This window comes from Pseudomonas sp. B13(2017) (assembly GCF_002113245.1).
Taxonomy (GTDB): domain Bacteria; phylum Pseudomonadota; class Gammaproteobacteria; order Pseudomonadales; family Pseudomonadaceae; genus Aquipseudomonas; species Aquipseudomonas putida_Z.
Genome location: NZ_NEJX01000016.1, coordinates 25138 through 42876, shown reverse-complemented (window position 1 = coordinate 42876; position 17739 = coordinate 25138). Strand labels below are relative to the sequence as shown.

The window sequence follows — 17739 nt, the reverse complement described above, 5'->3', positions numbered from 1 at the left end:
AAGATCAACAACATCGGCAAAATCACAAAATACAAGCTACCGCAAAGCCAATATGCGTCGATCTTGCAAAAACAGACAAACTACTCGCTGGCTTGACCGCAGGAAAAATCGGCAAGAAATATTTTTATCGATTAACTTGTCGTACAAGCACAACAACAATCGGATCACACCATGGCCACCGAACAAGCCCACAAACGCGGCCACAGCCGTGCCCATGACCTGGTCTCCAGCCTGACCCAACAGATCTTGCTGGGTACCTTCAAGCCAGGCGACAAGTTGCCCTCGGAAAACAGCCTGGTGCGCGAGCATGGGGTCAGCCGCACCGTGGTCCGCGAGGCCCTGTCGAAATTGCAGGCCTCGGGGCTGGTGGAGCCACGCCACGGTATCGGTACGTTCGTGATGGAGCGCCAGACCCAGGCCGGCCTGCGCATCGCTGCGGAAAGCGCGGCGAATGTGCGCGACCTGCTGGAGCTGCGCATCGGCCTGGAAGGCCAGGCCGCCGCCCTGGCCGCGCTACGCCGTGACGAGGGGCACCTGAGGCGCATGCGCCAGGCGCTGGATGACTACCAGGACCTGGCCGCCGCCGGCGACAGCTGCATCGAGGCCGACCGGCGCTTTCACCTGTTGATTGCCGAGGCCACTGGCAACCTGTACTTCACTGAAATGCTGTTGCAGCTGGGCAACGGCCTGATCCCGCGCAACCGCATGGCCCTGGCCGAACGCAGCGGAGCGAAGCTGGCGCGGCAGGCGTACCTGGCCAACCTCGAGCATGAGGCGATCCTCAATGCCATCCGCCGGCAGGACCCGGACGCGGCGCGGGCGGCGGTGTGCCTGCACCTGTCCAATAGCCGCGACCGGTTGTTGCCGGACTAGGGGCCGCTACGCGGCCCGATCGCCGGCAAGCCAGCTCCCACAGGGGTAGCGAATGGCCTGAGGCCGATGCGGTCGAAGTGGGAGCTGGCTTGCCGGCGATGGGCTGCAAAGCAGCCCCCAGCCATTACCAGGTCAGGCAGATCTTGCCGAAATGCCGATTGCTCTCCTGATAACGGAACGCCTCGACGATCTGTTCCAGCTCGAAATGCTTGTCCACCACCGGCCGCAGGCCGTTGGCATCGATCGCCCGCACCATCGCCTGCTGCTGGGCGCGGCTGCCCACCAGCACGCCTTGCAGGCGAATCTGCCGCACCAGCGCCTGCACCAGTGGCAACTGCCCGGCCACGCCGGTGAGGATGCCGATCAACGACACATGCCCACCAATGCGCGCGGCAACCATCGATTGCTCCAGCGTCGCCGGGCCACCCACTTCGATTACATGGTCGACACCGCGGTTGCCGGTCAGCTCGCGCACTTTCTCACCCCACGCCGGGGTGCTCTTGTAGTTGATCAGGTGGTCGGCACCCAGGGCTTTCAGGCGCTCCAGCTTGGCGTCGCTGGAAGAGGTGGCGATCACCGTCGCGCCGGCCAGCTTGGCAAACTGCAGGGCGAAGATCGACACACCGCCCGTGCCCTGCACCAGCACCGTATCGCCGGGCTTGAGGTGGTCGTCGCTCATCAACGCACGCCAGGCCGTGAGACCGGCCGTGGTCAGCGTGGCAGCTTCTGCATGGCTGAAGCCCTTGGGCGCCAGGGTGAAGGCGGTGGCGCGAGCGGTGACCTGTTCACGGGCGTAACCATCGATACCGTCGCCGGGCACCCTGGCGAAGCCTTCCACATTGGCCTGGCCGTCGAGCCAGTCGGGGAAGAAGGTACTGACCACATTGTCGCCGACCTGGAACTCGGTGACGCCGCTACCCACCGCGACCACTTCGCCAGCGCCATCGGCCATGGGGATGCGCCGCTCGCTCGGGCCCCACATGCCGCTGACAACGGCGAAATCGTGGTAGTTGAGAGAGCTGGCGTGCAGGCGCACGGTGATTTCATCGGCCTGGGGGGCGAGAGCCTCGCTGGTACCGACCTCGACCTTGTCGTAGCCGCCGCCGGGTTTTACGTAGATGGCCTTGCTGGTCATGGATAGGTCTCCGTTCAGGGAATAGATTGGGGTTCAGCATAGACAGGTCCGGCCCTATCGCCGGCAAGCCAGCTCCCACAGGTATTGCACAAGTCTCAGCTCTAGTGGTGTCCCTGTGGGAGCTGGCTTGCCGGCGATAGGGCCCACATTGCCAACACAAGATTCAGCCCAGCATCACCTTCAATGCCCGGCAATCGGCCGCATGCCAATCCACCAGCTCCGGCCACGGATTGTCCGGCAGGTTCACCAGCACCGTGCGCGCCCCTGCGGCCCGCCCACAGTCCAGGTCAAACCGGTAATCCCCCACCATCACCAGCTCACCCGGTGCCACACCCCAGGCATTGGCAATCTTCAGCAGCCCATCCGGGCTTGGCTTGGGCGCCGCTTCGTCACGCCCCAGAATGTGCTCCACCGGGAAGCAGTCCGCCAGGCCGATGGCCTCCAGCGTCACATGCGCCAACTCGCGGGCATTGCGGGTCAGAATGCCCAGCCGGCAACCACGCTGGGCCAGTTCGCGCACCAGTTCCACCGCCCCGGTGGCCGCCGTGGAGGCAATCGCCAGGTCACGCTCGTGCTCCAGCAGCCAGGCATGCTTGGCCGCCGCCTCGTCCGCCGGCAAGGCTGCCAGGTGGGTGAGGATGTCGTGCTCGGCCGGGATATCCAGCGCTACGCGGATGGCGGCAAAATCGTGCACGGCCACGGTCAGGGTGCCGTCCATGTCGAACACCCAGTTGCGCACCTCGCCCAGGCTCATGCCCAGTCCTTGCGATGGCGAATCAGGCCTTCCTGGCACGACGACGCCACCAGTTGCCCGGCCTGGTTGAAGATGCTGCCGCGGCAGAAGCCACGGGCATTGCCCGCCCAAGGGCTGTCGGTGGCGTACAGCAGCCACTCGTCGGCACGCAGGTTGCCATGGAACCACAGCGAATGGTCGAGGCTGGCGATCTGCATGTCACGCTGCCACACCGATTTGCCATGGGGCAGCAACGCAGTGGTCAGCAGGCCAAAGTCCGAGGCGTAGGCCAGCATGTATTTGTGCAGGGCGGGGATATCGGGCAGGTTGCCGTCGGCGCGGAACCAGGCGTACTTCACCGGGTCGCCAGGCTTGGGGTTGAACGGGTCGCGCTCGGTGACCGGGCGGATCTCGATCGGCTTGGCGCACAGCACCTTGTCGCGAATGCGTTCGGGCAACTGGTCGGCCATGGCCCGGGCCAGCTCGACTTCAGTGGGCAGGTTCTCCGGGCCGACCACCTCGGGCATCTGCGCCTGGTGCTCGAAACCTTCCTCGTCGTATTGGAACGAGGCGCTGCAGGTGAAGATCGGCTGGCCCTTCTGAATCGCCGTCACCCGCCGGGTGCTGAAGCTGCCGCCATCGCGCACGCGGTCCACCGAATACACCACCGGCAGGCTGGCATCGCCAGGGCGCAGGAAGTAGCCGTGCAACGAATGCACATGGCGTGCATCCTCGACCGTCTGGCTGGCCGCCGACAACGATTGGCCCAGTACCTGCCCACCGTACAGCTGGCGGAAGCCCAGGTCCTGGCTGCGGCCACGGAACAGGTTCTCCTCGATGGACTCGAGGCTCAACAGGTCGACCAGGTCGTCCAACACATGACTCATCGGGGGTTCTCCTAGCAAGGCAAACAGGTCTCTACAGCACTCTTATGAAGGCAAATGATACAGGGTTTGTCATTCGCGCCGGGCATGGCCATGCATTCAGGCGCGCAGGGTACGCTCCCAGTGAGCGCGGTCGATGCGGTACAGCACATGCGGGCGCAGCGGATGGCCCACGGGCAGACTGGGGTGTTCGAAACTGCCATTCAGGTCCTGCTGCATACCGATGGCCTGCATGACCTTCTGCGAGGGCAGGTTGCTCTCGCTAGTGAACGACACCACCTCCTCCAGGCGCAATTGGGCGAAAGCACAGCGCAGGCAGGTCCACGCCGCCTCGCTGGCGAAACCCAGGCCCCAGTGGCGGCGTGCCAGGCGCCAGCCGATCTCCACCGCCGGCGCGAAATCGGCATCGAAGCCCACGTGCAGCAACCCCGTCATGCCGATGAACGCACCGCTGTCCTTGCGCTCCAGGGCCCACAGGCCAAAGCCGTACTCATTGAAATGCCCGCGCACGCGGCCGATCAGCGCGGCTGCCTCCACGCGCGTCAGCGGCGCCGGGAAGTAGCGCATCACCTGCGGGTCGGCACACAGGGCGGCGAACTCGCGCAGGTCGTCGTCGTGCCATTGGCGCAGCACCAGCCGCGCGCTTTCCAGTTGCAGGATAGGGGTCATCGGGCGTGCTCCGGTTTTACCGTCTTGCAGTTTACAGCGTAGGCGCGGGTGCAGGTTTCACCCAGCCGGCGCAGCCGAATGCAATTTTCACACGCCCTTCACCGCCCCCCGACAGGCCAGTTGGCAGGATGCCAGCCAACACCGCCGCGCCAGCCGCGACCATGCCAACGGAGCAACGCATGCTATCGAGCAACACCCTGGGGCACCCTGCCATCCACGCCCGGCGCAAGCGACGCCTGACCCGCAAAGCCCTCGGTGCCGCCCTTGGCCTGTGCATGGTCGTGGCGGCGTTGAGCACCTGGCTGGCGACGAGGACGCACATCGTGGACCTTGGCAACGAACGACAATTGAGTGACAGCGGCCTGCTGCAGGACTGGGCCGACGGTGCGGTGATCGTGATGATCCGCCACGCCGAGCGCTGCGACAGCGCCCCCGGCCCGTGCCTGGACGACCCCACCGGCATCACCGTGGCCGGCAGCCAGGCTGCCGGACGTGTTGGCCAAGGGCTGCACCAGCTGGGCCTGAACAACGCCGATATGCTCAGCAGCCCGAAACTGCGCACACGGCAAACCGCGCATTTCATACTTGGCCAGGCGGTGGCCAGCGAGGACTGGCTGGAAAGCTGTGACAGCCAGTTCGCCAGCGAAGCGCTGGCACACAAACGACCGGGGCATAACCTGGTGCTGGTGACCCACAACGGCTGCATCGACCATTTTGCCCGCCAGCAGAAAGTTGCGGGGGGCGAGCGTGAGAGCGGCTATGCCAGTGCGCTGTTCGTTTCGGTGGACGGCAATGGCAAGACGCGTATCCTCGGCCGCCTGAACGAACCGGACTGGCAACGGGTGCTGGCCAGTACCACGAAACAGCACTGACGCCGCTCCTGCCTGCCAGGGCAACTGCCTTGCACTACCTTTTCTGGCCTCATCGCCGGCAAGCCAGCTCCCACAGGTATCCCATAGCCTTTTAGCCTTGTGCAGTACCTGTGGGAGCTGGCTTGCCGGCGATTGGGCAGCAAAGCTGCCCCAGCCATGGCAAGATCAGCACTGGCCCCGATTGCGACCCCACCCATGCCGTTGCCGCTGATCTACCACGAAGACTACAGCCCGGAGTTCCCTGCCGAACACCGCTTCCCCATGGACAAGTTTCGCCTGCTGCACGACCACTTGATCGACAGCGGGCTGACCACTGACCAAGCCCTGCTGCGCCCGGACATCTGCCCCAACGACATCCTCGCCCTGGCCCACGACCGCAGCTACATCGAGCGCTACATGAACGGTGACCTGTCACGCGAGGACCAACGCCGCCTCGGCCTGCCCTGGAGCGAGGCCCTGGCCCGGCGTACCGTGCGCGCCGTAGGCGGCTCGCTGCTGAGCGCCGAGATGGCGCTGCAGCACGGCATCGCCTGCCACCTTGCCGGCGGCACCCACCACGCCCATTACGACCACCCTGCCGGTTTCTGCATCTTCAACGACCTGGCCGTGATCAGCCGCTACCTGCTGGAGGCTGGCCGGGTACACCGGGTGCTGATCTTCGACTGCGATGTGCATCAGGGTGACGGCACCGCGCGCATCCTGCACGACACACCAGACGCCATCACCGTGTCGCTGCACTGCGAACAGAACTTCCCGGCGCGCAAGGCACAAAGCGATTGGGACATCCCCCTGCCCCGCGGCATGGGTGACATGGCCTACCTGAAGGTGGTGGACGACGCCCTCAACTACCTGCTGCCACTCTATCGACCCGACCTGGTGCTGTACGACGCCGGGGTCGATGTGCACAAGGACGACGCCCTGGGCTACCTGCAACTGACCGATGCAGGCGTTGCCGCCCGTGACGAAGCGGTGCTGCGCCACTGCCTGGGCCGCGACATCCCGGTGGTGGGCGTGATCGGCGGTGGCTACAGCAAGGACCGCGCAGCCCTGGCCAGGCGCCATGGCATCCTTCATCACAGCGCGGCACGCGTCATCGGTTGTTCACAATGACTGTGGAACCGCTTGTGGATAACCTGCGGGAAAGGCGCTGCAGCCCTTTACAGGCAAGGCCTGCAAAGCTCTGATCATTTTTTGAGCAGTGCTTCCACAGGCCGCGCTGCGCTAGAATGCGCTCTTTTCCACAGCCTGCTGCCCACCATGCCTGATCTGAGCCCCGCCTCCCCTCCCCTCGCTGTCGTCATCGGCGGCGGCCCAGCCGGCCTGATGGCCGCCGAAGCACTGGCCCAGGCGGGCCTGGCGGTCGAGGTGTTCGATGCCATGCCATCGGTGGGCCGCAAGTTCCTGCTGGCGGGCGTCGGTGGCATGAACATCACCCATTCCGAGCCCTACCCGGCGTTCGTCAGCCGGTATGCCGAGCGCCAGGGCGAAATCGCCGCGCTGCTGCACGACTTCGATGCCGACGCCTTGCGCCAGTGGATTCACGGCCTGGGTATCGAAACCTTCGTCGGCACCTCGGGCCGGGTGTTCCCCACCGACATGAAAGCCGCGCCACTGCTGCGCGCCTGGCTCAAGCGCCTGCGCGACAGCGGAGTAGTTATCCACACCCGTCACCGCTGGTTGGGCTGGAATGCCGAAGGTGCATTGCGGATTGCTTATCCACAGGGCGAGCGGGCGGTGAAGGCCGCCGTGGTGGTGCTGGCGCTGGGTGGCGGCAGCTGGGCGCGACTGGGCTCGGACGGTAGCTGGCAGCCGCTGCTGGCCGCACGGGCTGTGGATATCTCGCCCTTGCAACCCAGCAACTGCGGTTTTGAAGTGGCAGGCTGGAGTGCGCTGCTCAAGGACAAGTTCGCCGGTGCGCCGTTGAAGAACATTGCCCTCAGCGTTCCCGGCAGCGCGCCGCGCAAGGGCGAGTTCATCCTCACCGCGCAGGGTGTGGAAGGCAGCCTGGTGTATGCATGGTCAGCGCCGGTGCGCGAGGCCATCAACCGTGAGGGCCACGGGGTGTTGCTGCTCGACCTGTTGCCGGACAAGCCTGTGGACAAGATTGCCCAGGCGCTGGCCAAGCCACGGGGTTCGCGCTCCATGGCCAAGCACCTGCACAGCCAACTGGGTATAGATGGGGTCAAGGCTGCGCTGCTGCGCGAGTTGACCGATCAGGCGACCTTTGCCGCCCCTGATGCCTTGGCGAGGGCGATCAAGGCATTGCCGATCACGCTGGTGCGCACGCGGCCGCTGGATGAAGCGATCAGCAGCGCGGGTGGGGTGCGTTTCGAGGGGCTGGATGAGGGCTTGATGGTCAAGGGCATGCCGGGGGTGTTCTGTGCCGGCGAGATGCTGGACTGGGAGGCACCGACCGGGGGGTATCTGCTGACAGCGTGCTTTGCCAGCGGCTTGCGCGCCGGGCGGGCGGCGGCAAGCTGGCTGAAATCCTGACACATACTCGATCCACTGTGGGAGCGGGCGTGCCCGCGAACACGGGCGAAGCCCGTGCCATGCACTGCGGTGCCTGTTTCGCGGGCATGCCCGCTCCCACAGGGGCCAAGCTTCCCCAGGCTACGGCTTACGCTTGCGCGCCCCACCATTGAAGCTCGGCACCTTGCGCACCGCCTTCACCGCCGGCTCCGCACTGCCTGATTCAGCACTGTCCATCCAGCGCCCCAACCCGCGCTTGGCGCTGTTTTCCTTCGGCTTCTTGGGCTTCTTCGGCTTCTTGATCACCTGGCCACTGGCGTCGGTCATCGGCACCCGGTGGTCAGGGATGAAGTCCGGCTCTTCATGACGCGGCAGGGTCTGCCGGGTCAGCACTTCGATCGCCGCCAGCAGCTGCACTTCATCCGCACACACCAGCGAGATCGCCTCGCCCTTGTTGCCCGCCCGCCCGGTACGCCCGATGCGGTGCACGTAATCCTCGGCAACGATCGGCAGGTCAAGGTTGACCACCAGCGGCAAGTCGTCGATATCCAGGCCGCGGGCCGCCACATCGGTCGCCACCAGCACCTGGATTTCGCGGGCCTTGAAGCTGTCCAGCGCGCGCTGGCGGGTGGCTTGCGGGCGGTCACCGTGGATACCGTCGGCATTCACACCCTCGGCCAGCAAGCGCTCCACCAGTTGATCGACGCCATTGCGGGTCTTGGCGAACACCAGCACCTGCTTCCAGCGCTGCTTGCGCAGCAAGTGGCAGAACAGGTCGACCTTGCGCTTTTTATCCACAGGCACCAGCCACTGCTTGACGCTGGTGGCCGTGGCATTGCGCGGGCTGACTTCGATGCTCAGCGGGTCGTTCAGGGCCAGCCCCGCCAGCATGCGGATCTGGTCGGAGAAAGTGGCGGAGAACAGCAACGTCTGGCGCTTGCGTGGCAGCGCGGCATACACCGACTGCAGCTCTTCGGCAAAGCCCAGGTCGAGCATGCGGTCGGCTTCGTCCAGCACCAGGGTCTGCACCTGGTTGAACTTCACGGCGTTCTGCCGGAACAGGTCGAGCAAGCGCCCCGGTGTGGCCACCAGCAGGTCGACGCCACGGCGCAGGCGCATCATCTGCGGGTTGATGCTGACCCCGCCATACACCGCGTAGGTGCTCAGCGGCAGGTTCTCGGCATACTCGCGCACGTTGTTGTGCACCTGCTCGGCCAGCTCACGAGTGGGCACCAGCACCAGCGCGCGGATCGAGTTGCTGGCCACCTTCTCGCCTTCCAGCGCCAGGCGCTGCAGCACAGGCAGGGCAAAGCCCGCGGTCTTGCCGGTGCCGGTCTGGGCCGCGGCCATCAGGTCGCGGCCGGCCAGCACGGCGGGGATGGCCTTGGCCTGCACCGGGGTCGGGGTGGTGTAGTCCAGTTGCTGCAGGGTGCGCAGCAGCGGTTCGATCAGGCCGAGTTTGGCGAAATTCATGGCAATACCGTCAGGGGGTTCAGCGAAGGCGGCAAGTTTACCGCATCACCCCTGCCTACTTGCAGATTTCGCCTTTCAACGGCTGCGCCGGCTCAGGTGCCTTGCGCCACTGCGGCAGGCCGATCAGCACCACCGCGCCGATGATCACCGCCATGGCCACACATTCTTCGGCACCAATCTGCTCACCGGCAAAGACGATGCCCAGCAGCACGGCCACCGCCGGGTTGACGTAGGCATAGCTGGTGGCGGCTGCCGGGCGTACGTGCTTGAGCAGGTACATGTAGGCACTGAACGCCAGGATCGAACCGAAGAACACCAGGTAGGCCAGTGCACCCCAGCCGGCAGCGGTCGGCATCTGCGTCATGCGCTCGCCAGACAGCACGCTGCCGAGCAGCAGCACAGCGCCACCGACCAGCATTTCCGCGGCGCTGGCCATGGGCCCCTGGGGCAGCGGCAAGGTCTTGCTCCACACCGAGCCGAATGCCCACGACGCCGCCGCAAAAATGATCAGCGCCGCGCCAATCGGGCTTGCCTGCAGGTTGGAGCCCAGGTTCAGCAGGCCGATACCCACCAGCCCGAGGGCGATCCCCGCCCACTCCAGCTTCGAATTGCGGTGCCCGAACAGCAGGCCGAACAGCAAGGTGAACAGCGGCACCGTCGCCACCGCCAGTGCCGCCACGCCCGAGGCCACACCGGCATGCTCGGCCACGGTCACGCCACCGTTGCCACAGCTGAGCAGCAGGAAACCGATCGCCCCCGCAGCCCGCCACTGCGGCCAGGTCGGTGCCGGCACACCGCGCCAGCGCAAGAAGCCATACAGCAGGCCCCCGGCAATCAGGAAGCGCACCCCGGCCATGAGCATCGGTGGCCAGCTCTCGACGCCTATGCGAATGAACAGGTAGGTGGAGCCCCAGACCAGGTACAAGGCCAGGAAAGCGCCAATGAGCAATAACGGGAAGCGACGGGAGGCAGGCATGGGAAACACTCGAAATCCGTTTACGGGTGGCTTAGTTTAGAAAGGCCACCGTGTAAGCTTAAGTTACAAAACAGCTTTAAATCACCCGAACACTTTGCATTGCATGGTTATTCGGATGCTTTTCAATCGAATCGAAACCAGGCAGGAATAACCCATGGACAAGTATGACCGCATGCTGCTCGCCGCCCTGCTCGACAATGGCCGCGCCACCTTCGCGCAACTGGCGCGCCAGGTGAACCTGTCGGCACCGGCGGTGGCCGAGCGGGTGGCCAAGCTCGAGGCCAGCGGGGTTATCACCGGCTACCAGGCCAAGGTCGACATGAGCAAGATCGGCCTGCCGATCCAGTGCGTGATCGAACTGCGCCTGGCCAGCCACGGCAACCAGCAGGCCTACGAAGCGTTGACCCAGATCCCCCAGTTGACCGAATGCCACCGGGTAACCGGCGACCCCTGCGTCATCATGCAGGCAGCGGTGGGTTCCATGCCGGAGCTGGAAGAACTGATCAACCGGGTCGCGCAGTTCGGCTTCAGCAAGACCTCGATCATTCTCTCCAGCGCTGTGGAGCGGCGGGTGCCGCTGGCGCAACTGGAGAAGAAGCCCTAACAGTACTTGGCCAGAGCTTCACGAACCTTGGCGGCCGGGGTTTTCTGCAGGCGGCAGAGCAGGTCGTGCGAAAGCTGCTGTACACCGTGGCTCTGGCGCAGCACGCCAGCCAGATGTTGCAGCAGGTTGGCGGCCATTTCGGCATCGGCCATGGCCCGGTGCGCGGTACCGGTATCCGGCAGCCCGGCCCAGCGGGTCAGGGTGCCCAGCTTGTGGTTCGGTGCCGCCGGCAACAGGCGCCGTGACAGCAGCAGGGAACAGGCGAAGGCCTGGCTGCGGCTACGGCCGATGCGGCTCAGTTCGTAGTCCCAGAACTTCTGGTCGAAGGCGGCATTGTGTGCCAGCAGCGGGGTGCCACCAACGAACTCGGCCACCTCGTTCATCACCTTGTCCACCGGCGGCGCACTGCGCAGCATGGCGGTGGTGATGCCAGTGAGCCCGGCGACGAAGGCCGGTACCGGCACACCCGCGTTCATCAGGCTCTGGTAGCGCTCGACGATGCGCCCGCCCTCCAGCATCACCACCGCCACCTCAGTGGCGCGGCAGCCGGCGCCGGGGCTGATGCCGGTGGTTTCAAAGTCGATGACAGCGATACGTTCCATGAAAAATCTCAGTGTTTTAGCAACAGCGCACCCTCGATGGGCACATAACGGGTGGCGGCACGGATCAGCGACAGTGCGGTAAGCCCGGGCACACCATACACCACCGCCTCGGTGCCATGGCGCTGTATCACCCGCTCCAGCAGCAGGTCGAAATCACCATCGCCGGAGGCCAGTACCACTTGGTCGACGCGGCTGGCGGCGTCGATCACATCCAGGGTAATACCCACATCCCAGTCACCTTTGGCCGAGCCATCGCTGCGCTGGATGAAGGGCTTGAGGCGCACATCGAAACCGAGATTGCGCAGGATCTGCTGGAACTGCTGCTGCTTGCTGTCGCCACGGTCGATGGCATAGGCCACGGCCTCGACGATCTGGCCTTCGCGGCTGACATCGGCCCACAGGGCGGTGTAGTTGAAGTGGCAGCCGTGGGCCTGGCGCACGGTGTAGTAGAGGTTCTGCACATCGGCGAACAGCGCGATCTTTTTCACCTTGGAACCCCTTGGTCGGCCTGGAGTGCTGGGGGCTGCCTTGCAGCCCTTTCGCGACACAAGGCCGCTCCTACAGGGGTTCGCGTACCCTTGTAGGAGCGGCCTTGTGTCGCGAAAGGGGCGCAAAGCGCCCCCAAAATTGCGAGCAGTATGCCAGACCTGTCAAACGCAAGAATCGTCGTCCGAGAAGAACCCTCCATCATCGCTGGCATAACCGCTGACGGCATTCCACGTAGTCGCCTCCCAGCCTTGCTCGCCCATGCAATGCCAATGAACAAGGAAGTACTTCAAGCTTCGGCCCGGTCCCGCGCCTTACTACTGTACCCACGCATAGGGAGTTCAACTCCCTCATTGGAGAACAGTCATGAGTAACAGCATTACCAACTGGATCGCAGAAGCAAAATCTTTCAAGGCGCACATACATTGTCAGTCGGTCTGGAAATACTGGGACGGCACACAAGACAGGTACAAAGACATAATGACTTTCGACTCACCGGGGATAGATCAACCAGTCTGGCTGAGCGACGCTTCCGGGCTCGGCCAGGAGGAAGGCTGGCTGATCACCGGACGCCAAGCAGCACCCACCACGTTCAACATCGAATACCACTCCGAGACAACGGATCGAATCCATGTCTACATCAACGGCACGGGCACCGACAGCGACAGAAAGGTCGAGATCAGCCGCAACGGCTATCTTGGTTTGTACCGAACCAACTCACCGGTCGACCTGATAAAACTCGAACCGCTGGAATGGGGCCCTGACACACTGCGCTGCCGCCTGCGCGACCATACGGGCCGTACCGTGAAAACGCTGTATCACATGCCTCCGGACAGGAATGTCTATCTGAATACGAACGATGGCGACATTGCGACATTTCTTATCACGCGCCGATAGCTGCCAGGCTGCACCTGCCCCCTGACAGGTTGCCCCTGGAAAACCCGAGGTACACGGCCATGCATTGTCATGTACCTCTGGGTTTGGCCAGCAGTATGCCAGACCTGTCAGACGTACGAATCGTCGTCCGAGAAGAACCCGCCATCATCGCTGCCATAATCGCTGTCGGCATAACCACCCTGGTCGCTGCCCCAACCACTGTTGTCAGCCACCTGCTGCTGCGCCCCCGAGTCGCTCCAGCCACCGCTGTCGCTGGCCGGCGCCGGCTCCTCCTTGATCACCTCTACCACCTCCTCCGGCTGCGAGTTGTGGTTGAACAGGCTGCTGATGCCCTGCGCCAGCAACACACCACCCGCCACACCGGCTGCAGTCTGCATTGCGCCGCCGAGGAAGCTGCTGGCACCACTGCGTGCCGGTGCAGCGCCAAAGCCAGGCTGCTGCGTTTGTGGCTGGGAAAAGCCCGGCGCCGACGGCTCACGCCAGCCACCGCCAGATGCCACGGGGGCTGCAGCTGGACGCTGCTGTTGCACGGCCGGGGCCGCATTGCGCCCAGACGAACCAAAGATGCTGGACAGGAAACCACCACCGCCATTGCTCGGCGCGCTGCCGGCACGGGCGGCCTCGGCCTGGGCACGGGCCTGCTTCAGTTCGGCTTCCAGTTGCTTGTTCTGCTCGTCGAGGCGCTTGATCGCTGCCTCCTGCACCAGGATCGCCTGGGCCATGTAATAAGGCGCCGCCGGCTGCTGACGCACATGTTCCTCGATGCATGCCTGGGCCTGCGCATCACGTGGCTGGCTCGGGTCCTCGGCTTGCTTGAGGCGGCCGAACAGGCCGTCGATCAGGGTTTGTTCTTCAGTATTCATGGGGCGACCTCGTGGGGGAGCGGACAACGGACAGCGTCAAAGATGGGGCGTACAGGCGTGGGATTCAATCACCGGCGGCGTGAAACTTTTTTCAGCAAGTGACAGCCCCAGGCCTGCTTTGGGCTAAAGTTATGCCCCTGTTTTTACTGCCATGCGATGTAGACCGATGAACCCGCTGAGCGTCCTGCGCGACTCCCTGTACTTCTTCCGCCGCCACCTGCCGAACATCCTCCAGCTGTGCCTGCCGCTGGTGGTGCTGGAAGCCTTGCTCACCCAGCTGCTGTACCGGCAGATGGGCGATCAGGCATCGCCGGCCTACGGCATGCTGATCAGCCTGCTGTTCTACCCGCTGTACAGCGCCGCGCTGATCCTGTACCTCGACACCCGCAGCAATGGCCAGGAAATCGCAAAGCGCGACCTGTTCGCCCGAGCCCTGCAATTGTGGCCGCAGCTGGCCCTGCTGATCCTGATCAGCTCGCTGCTGATCATGGCCGGCCTGGCGCTGTTCATCTTCCCGGGCGTGTGGATCATGATCAACCTGGTGTTCGCCGAGTACCTGCTGGTGCTGCGCGGCCTGCCGGTGGTGCAGTCGATGCGCGAGAGCGCACGCATGACCACCGGACACTTCATGCGCATCATGATCTGCGTGCTGGGGGTGCTGGCACCGATCTGGCTGATCGACGGGCTATTGCTGATGGCTTTTCCCGAACCCGCAGCGGGTGCCCAACTGGCCATGGACAGCCTGAGCGGCTTCCTGCAGCTGTTCAGTACCGTGGTGCTGTATCGCCTGTTCATGCTGCTGGAAGGTGAAGCCGGGGCTTGAGGCATCTGGGAAAATCTTCATTCTGCTCGCACGCCCGACGGTGGCATTAGTGTAAACACACCTTCAATGCCATTAGAGGAAAACGTCATGGAGCAAACAATCAGCACTCAATATGCCGAATCGTTTCGAGGCCGGCTTTTAATGCGCCTCGACGGTGGTTACGCCAATACTCGGCTTAGTCGTAGTGGCGACAAAACCGATGATAGTTTCTTTGATTTCTCCCCTGGGGATGACTGGTTAATATTGGGCGGACGCACGCTGCCGCCACTGTTGGAGTTCCGTTATATCTCCAAAACCGAAGATCGCCTGCATTATCACATCCACCTTTGGGGACAAACAGACAAGAAGTTGGGTGTCAGCCGCAATGGCTACCTCGGCTTCTACAAGTATGCCGAAGTCACCGATTACTGGATGATCGAGCCACTGCACCTGCTCAATGGATCTCTCATCTGTCATCTGCGAGACCAAAGCGGGCAGAGCGTGGGCGCCATTGACTACAAACGAGACGAGTACCAAGAAACGTTAGCCCCGCTGAATGTCAAGAAAGGTCAGATCGTCACCTTCGACCTGACGAAATATTAATTCATAGGGAGCACTTCGATGAAGCGCACATCTATTGGGGCTTCTTAGCCTTCACAAATTTTCTTTGGCCGAATCACATGATTCATGAGGATAGCCAGATCTCTAACCCTCTGAACAAGGCAACCGATCTGGCAACCGCTCTGCGTCACATTCAGGTGCCGCGCGGCTTCGCCCGCGCGGTCGCATCGGCCACCAAGGGGTCATCCGGCCAATAGTGCTTGGGATAACGCCCTTTCAAATCCTTCTTCACCTCGGCATACGTCGTGCGCCAGAAGTTGGCCAGATCCTGGGTCACTTGTACCGGCCGCCGTGCCGGTGACAACAAATGCAACTTCACCTGCTGACGGCCTTGGGCAATACGCGGTGTATCGGCGAGGCCGAAGAGTTCCTGCAGACGCACGGCGAGAATCGGTGGGTTTTCACTGTAGTCCAGGCGAATGTTCGAGCCGGAGGGCACCGCCAGATGCGCCGGTGCCCATTCGTCCAGGCGCTGTGGCAATGGCCATGGCAGCAGATTGCGCAAGATCGAAGACACATCCAGGGCGGCGAAATGGCTCAGCCGCGAGACCTTGCCCAAGTATGGCTGCAGCCATTCTTCCAGGGTCGCCAGCAGCGCTTCGTCCCCCAGGTCAGGCCATTCGCTTTGCCCCTCTTTGTCCAGATCAAGCTGACGTAACAGCGCCACCCGCGCTTGCCATTGGCGAAGTTCCGGGGTCCAGGTCAACAGGTTCAGGCCCTTGCGCCGCACCAGGCCAAGCAACGCTTTGGCGCGGGCATCGTCATCCAGGTTGGGTAACGGTTCACGACCCAGCACCAGCTCGCCGACCTTGGTCTGGCGTTCGGCACGCAGCACCTGCTCACGCTCGTCCCAATCGAGGATATCGACCCGCTCGACCTGTTCGGCCAGCACGCTTTCGAGCAGCGCCGGATCGAATTCGGCAGCCAGATAGATGCGTTCTTCGCGCTGACCTTGGCGGCTGCCCAGGTCGGCGATCACCAGCCACGGGCACTTCATCAGTGCATCGACTTCGGCAAACAGCGCCGCACGGCCGTTGGCCAGCCGGTATTCCGCACCGCCCTCGCGGCGCTGCTGGGCGACGCGGTCGGGGTAGGCCAGCGCCAGCAGCGCGCCCAGCCAGCGCGGGTGATCGGGGTCCGCAACCGGCGCGCCTGGTTTGCCACGCAGCAGGCCACGGTACTGGCGAGCCAGTTGGCGCGCACGCTGCACACCGCCGTGGCTGCCACGGGCAGCTTTGCTTTCGCCACTGACCAGCGCCAGCCGGCTGTGCAAATCGGCACCACCGCCGCGCTGGATATCCCGCTCGCCCAGCAGCGCAGCCACATCACAGGCCATCTGTGCCAGGCCCAGGTCCTGGCCGCGCAACAGCAGATGCGCAATACGCGGATGCGCCGGCAACTCGGCCATGGCCTGGCCGTGCTCGCTAAGTTTGTCACGGCTGCCGGGCTTGAAGGCGTTGAGCCGCGCCAGCAGGTCCTGGGCCTGGGCGAAGGCGGCCGTGGGAGGCTGGTCGAGCCAACGCAACTGCTCGGGTGTAACACCCCAGCGCGCCAGTTGCAGGGCCAGGCCGGCCAGGTCGGCCTGCATGATCTCGGCGCTGCCGTGGGCGGCCAGCTGGTCATGCTGGGCCTCGGACCACAGGCGATAGCACACGCCGGGCTCCAGGCGGCCGGCACGGCCAGCGCGCTGAGTGGCACTGGCACGGGAGATGCGTTGGGTGTCCAGACGAGTCATGCCGCTGCCGGGGTCGAAACGCGGTACCCGGGCCAGGCCTGCGTCGATCACCACGCGCACGCCGTCGATGGTCAGGCTGGTCTCGGCGATGTTAGTGGCCAGCACCACCTTGCGCAGGCCCTTGGGCGCCGGGTCGATGGCCGCACGCTGGGCGTCGAGATCGAGCTCGCCATGCAGCGGGCAAAGCAGGACCTCGGGGCGCTCGCCCAGCGCTTCCTGCAGGCTCTGGTGCACCCGGCGGATCTCGGCTTGACCTGGCAGGAATACCAGCACACTGCCGGTCTGGTCGGCCAGTGCCTGCAACACGCTGTCCACTACCCGTGGCTCGATGAACTCACCCGGCTGGAAAGGCCGCCCCCAACGGATGTCGACGGGGTGCATGCGGCCTTCGCTGCTGACCACCGGGGCATCATCCAGCAGCCGCGAAAGGCGCTCGCCCTCCAGGGTCGCGGACATCAGCAAAACCTTCAGTGGCGGGTCGTCCCGCAGCAATTCCCGGCCATTCAGGCTCAATGCCAGGGCCAGGTCGGCATCAAGGCTGCGCTCGTGAAATTCGTCGAAGATCACCAGCCCCACACCCTCCAGCGCCGGGTCGGCCTGCAGGCGGCGGGTGAGGATGCCTTCGGTCACTACCTCGATGCGGGTGTTCGGCCCGACCTTGCTGTCCAGGCGGATGCGATAGCCCACGGTTTCGCCGACCTTTTCGCCCAGCTCGCTGGCCAGGCGCTCGGCCGCAGCCCGCGCTGCCAGGCGCCGGGGCTCGAGCATGAGAATGCTCTGCCCGGCCAACCACGGCTCGTTGAGCAGCGCCAGCGGCACGCGCGTGGTCTTGCCGGCACCAGGCGGCGCCTCGAGCACCGCTTCGTCACGGTTTTCCAGGGCTTGGCGCAGAGCGGGCAAGACAGCATCGATCGGTAATGAAATCATGGTGGTCCTCGAACAGTCCCGCGAGTATAACGGCGAACCCAGCCTGCTCTATCATGGTCTTAGCTTCAGGTGCAGGCGCTTCGCTTGCCCTGCTGGATACCTTTTCGGAGATTTA

Annotated in this window: 18 protein-coding genes; 8 read left to right on the top strand and 10 right to left on the bottom strand. The window is 64.1% G+C overall.

What is annotated here, in order from left to right:
• Window positions 1–171: 171 nt before the first annotated feature.
• Window positions 172–873, top strand: coding sequence for a FadR/GntR family transcriptional regulator (locus tag CAG44_RS19705; protein WP_085692828.1), 702 nt, complete (start codon window positions 172–174; stop codon window positions 871–873).
• 124 nt (window positions 874–997) lie between these two features.
• Here the strand turns inward: CAG44_RS19705 and CAG44_RS19700 are convergent, their stop codons facing one another.
• The 4 genes from CAG44_RS19700 to CAG44_RS19685 form a co-directional block, all read right to left on the bottom strand.
• Window positions 998–2008: an NAD(P)-dependent alcohol dehydrogenase gene (locus CAG44_RS19700; RefSeq protein WP_085692827.1), complete on the bottom strand. Its 1011-nt coding sequence runs from the start codon at window positions 2006–2008 to the stop codon at window positions 998–1000.
• Window positions 2009–2171: 163 nt separating this feature from the next.
• On the bottom strand, window positions 2172–2762 hold the full coding sequence (locus CAG44_RS19695; protein ID WP_025340732.1) for an HAD family hydrolase: 591 nt from the start codon (window positions 2760–2762) through the stop codon (window positions 2172–2174).
• Window positions 2759–3628, bottom strand: coding sequence for an acyl-CoA thioesterase II (gene tesB, locus CAG44_RS19690; RefSeq protein WP_046613155.1), 870 nt, complete (start codon window positions 3626–3628; stop codon window positions 2759–2761). The genes CAG44_RS19695 and tesB overlap by 4 nt, the downstream gene beginning before the upstream one ends.
• A gap of 96 nt (window positions 3629–3724) precedes the next feature.
• On the bottom strand, window positions 3725–4294 hold the full coding sequence (locus tag CAG44_RS19685) for a GNAT family N-acetyltransferase (RefSeq protein ID WP_085617949.1): 570 nt from the start codon (window positions 4292–4294) through the stop codon (window positions 3725–3727).
• 179 nt (window positions 4295–4473) lie between these two features.
• On the opposite strand from CAG44_RS19685, the gene CAG44_RS19680 reads away from it, so the two are divergent.
• The 3 genes from CAG44_RS19680 to CAG44_RS19670 all read left to right on the top strand — a co-directional run bounded on the left by CAG44_RS19680 (window position 4474) and on the right by CAG44_RS19670 (window position 7659).
• The gene (locus CAG44_RS19680) at window positions 4474–5166 is read left to right on the top strand and encodes a histidine phosphatase family protein (protein WP_085692826.1); all 693 of its coding nucleotides are present in this window, start codon (window positions 4474–4476) and stop codon (window positions 5164–5166) included.
• A 195-nt stretch (window positions 5167–5361) separates the two neighbouring features.
• Complete coding sequence (locus tag CAG44_RS19675) at window positions 5362–6276, top strand: histone deacetylase (protein WP_015271914.1); 915 nt, start codon at window positions 5362–5364, stop codon at window positions 6274–6276.
• A 147-nt stretch (window positions 6277–6423) separates the two neighbouring features.
• Entirely contained in the window at window positions 6424–7659 is a 1236-nt protein-coding gene (locus tag CAG44_RS19670; RefSeq protein WP_085692825.1) for a TIGR03862 family flavoprotein, read from the top strand.
• 120 nt (window positions 7660–7779) lie between these two features.
• On the opposite strand, the gene CAG44_RS19665 is transcribed toward CAG44_RS19670, so the two are convergent.
• Both CAG44_RS19665 and yedA read right to left on the bottom strand, forming a co-directional pair.
• Window positions 7780–9111: a DEAD/DEAH box helicase gene (locus CAG44_RS19665; RefSeq protein WP_013974320.1), complete on the bottom strand. Its 1332-nt coding sequence runs from the start codon at window positions 9109–9111 to the stop codon at window positions 7780–7782.
• A gap of 55 nt (window positions 9112–9166) precedes the next feature.
• Complete coding sequence (gene yedA, locus CAG44_RS19660) at window positions 9167–10087, bottom strand: drug/metabolite exporter YedA (RefSeq protein WP_025340737.1); 921 nt, start codon at window positions 10085–10087, stop codon at window positions 9167–9169.
• 154 nt (window positions 10088–10241) lie between these two features.
• On the opposite strand from yedA, the gene CAG44_RS19655 reads away from it, so the two are divergent.
• Window positions 10242–10691 carry an Lrp/AsnC family transcriptional regulator gene (locus CAG44_RS19655; RefSeq protein ID WP_015271918.1) on the top strand — a complete coding sequence of 150 codons (450 nt, stop codon included), beginning with the start codon at window positions 10242–10244 and terminating at the stop codon, window positions 10689–10691.
• Here the strand turns inward: CAG44_RS19655 and CAG44_RS19650 are convergent.
• Both CAG44_RS19650 and CAG44_RS19645 read right to left on the bottom strand, forming a co-directional pair.
• Entirely contained in the window at window positions 10688–11293 is a 606-nt protein-coding gene (locus tag CAG44_RS19650; protein WP_085692824.1) for a PolC-type DNA polymerase III, read from the bottom strand. The genes CAG44_RS19655 and CAG44_RS19650 overlap by 4 nt on opposite strands.
• Before the next feature lie 8 nt (window positions 11294–11301).
• Window positions 11302–11781: an NYN domain-containing protein gene (locus CAG44_RS19645; protein ID WP_004576858.1), complete on the bottom strand. Its 480-nt coding sequence runs from the start codon at window positions 11779–11781 to the stop codon at window positions 11302–11304.
• Between the two features lie 364 nt (window positions 11782–12145).
• Between CAG44_RS19645 and CAG44_RS19640 the strand changes: the two genes are divergently transcribed.
• Window positions 12146–12676, top strand: coding sequence for a hypothetical protein (locus CAG44_RS19640; RefSeq protein ID WP_085591648.1), 531 nt, complete (start codon window positions 12146–12148; stop codon window positions 12674–12676).
• Between the two features lie 107 nt (window positions 12677–12783).
• On the opposite strand, the gene CAG44_RS19635 is transcribed toward CAG44_RS19640, so the two are convergent.
• Window positions 12784–13539, bottom strand: coding sequence for a DUF2076 domain-containing protein (locus tag CAG44_RS19635; RefSeq protein WP_085591646.1), 756 nt, complete (start codon window positions 13537–13539; stop codon window positions 12784–12786).
• Window positions 13540–13705: 166 nt separating this feature from the next.
• Here CAG44_RS19635 and CAG44_RS19630 point away from each other — a divergent pair, with 166 nt between their 5' ends.
• Both CAG44_RS19630 and CAG44_RS19625 read left to right on the top strand, forming a co-directional pair.
• The gene (locus CAG44_RS19630; RefSeq protein ID WP_085591644.1) at window positions 13706–14362 is read left to right on the top strand and encodes a YciC family protein; all 657 of its coding nucleotides are present in this window, start codon (window positions 13706–13708) and stop codon (window positions 14360–14362) included.
• An 87-nt stretch (window positions 14363–14449) separates the two neighbouring features.
• On the top strand, window positions 14450–14944 hold the full coding sequence (locus CAG44_RS19625) for a hypothetical protein (RefSeq protein ID WP_170929256.1): 495 nt from the start codon (window positions 14450–14452) through the stop codon (window positions 14942–14944).
• A 151-nt stretch (window positions 14945–15095) separates the two neighbouring features.
• Here the strand turns inward: CAG44_RS19625 and hrpB are convergent, their stop codons facing one another.
• Complete coding sequence (hrpB, locus tag CAG44_RS19620; protein ID WP_085692823.1) at window positions 15096–17624, bottom strand: ATP-dependent helicase HrpB; 2529 nt, start codon at window positions 17622–17624, stop codon at window positions 15096–15098.
• Window positions 17625–17739 lie beyond the last annotated feature (115 nt).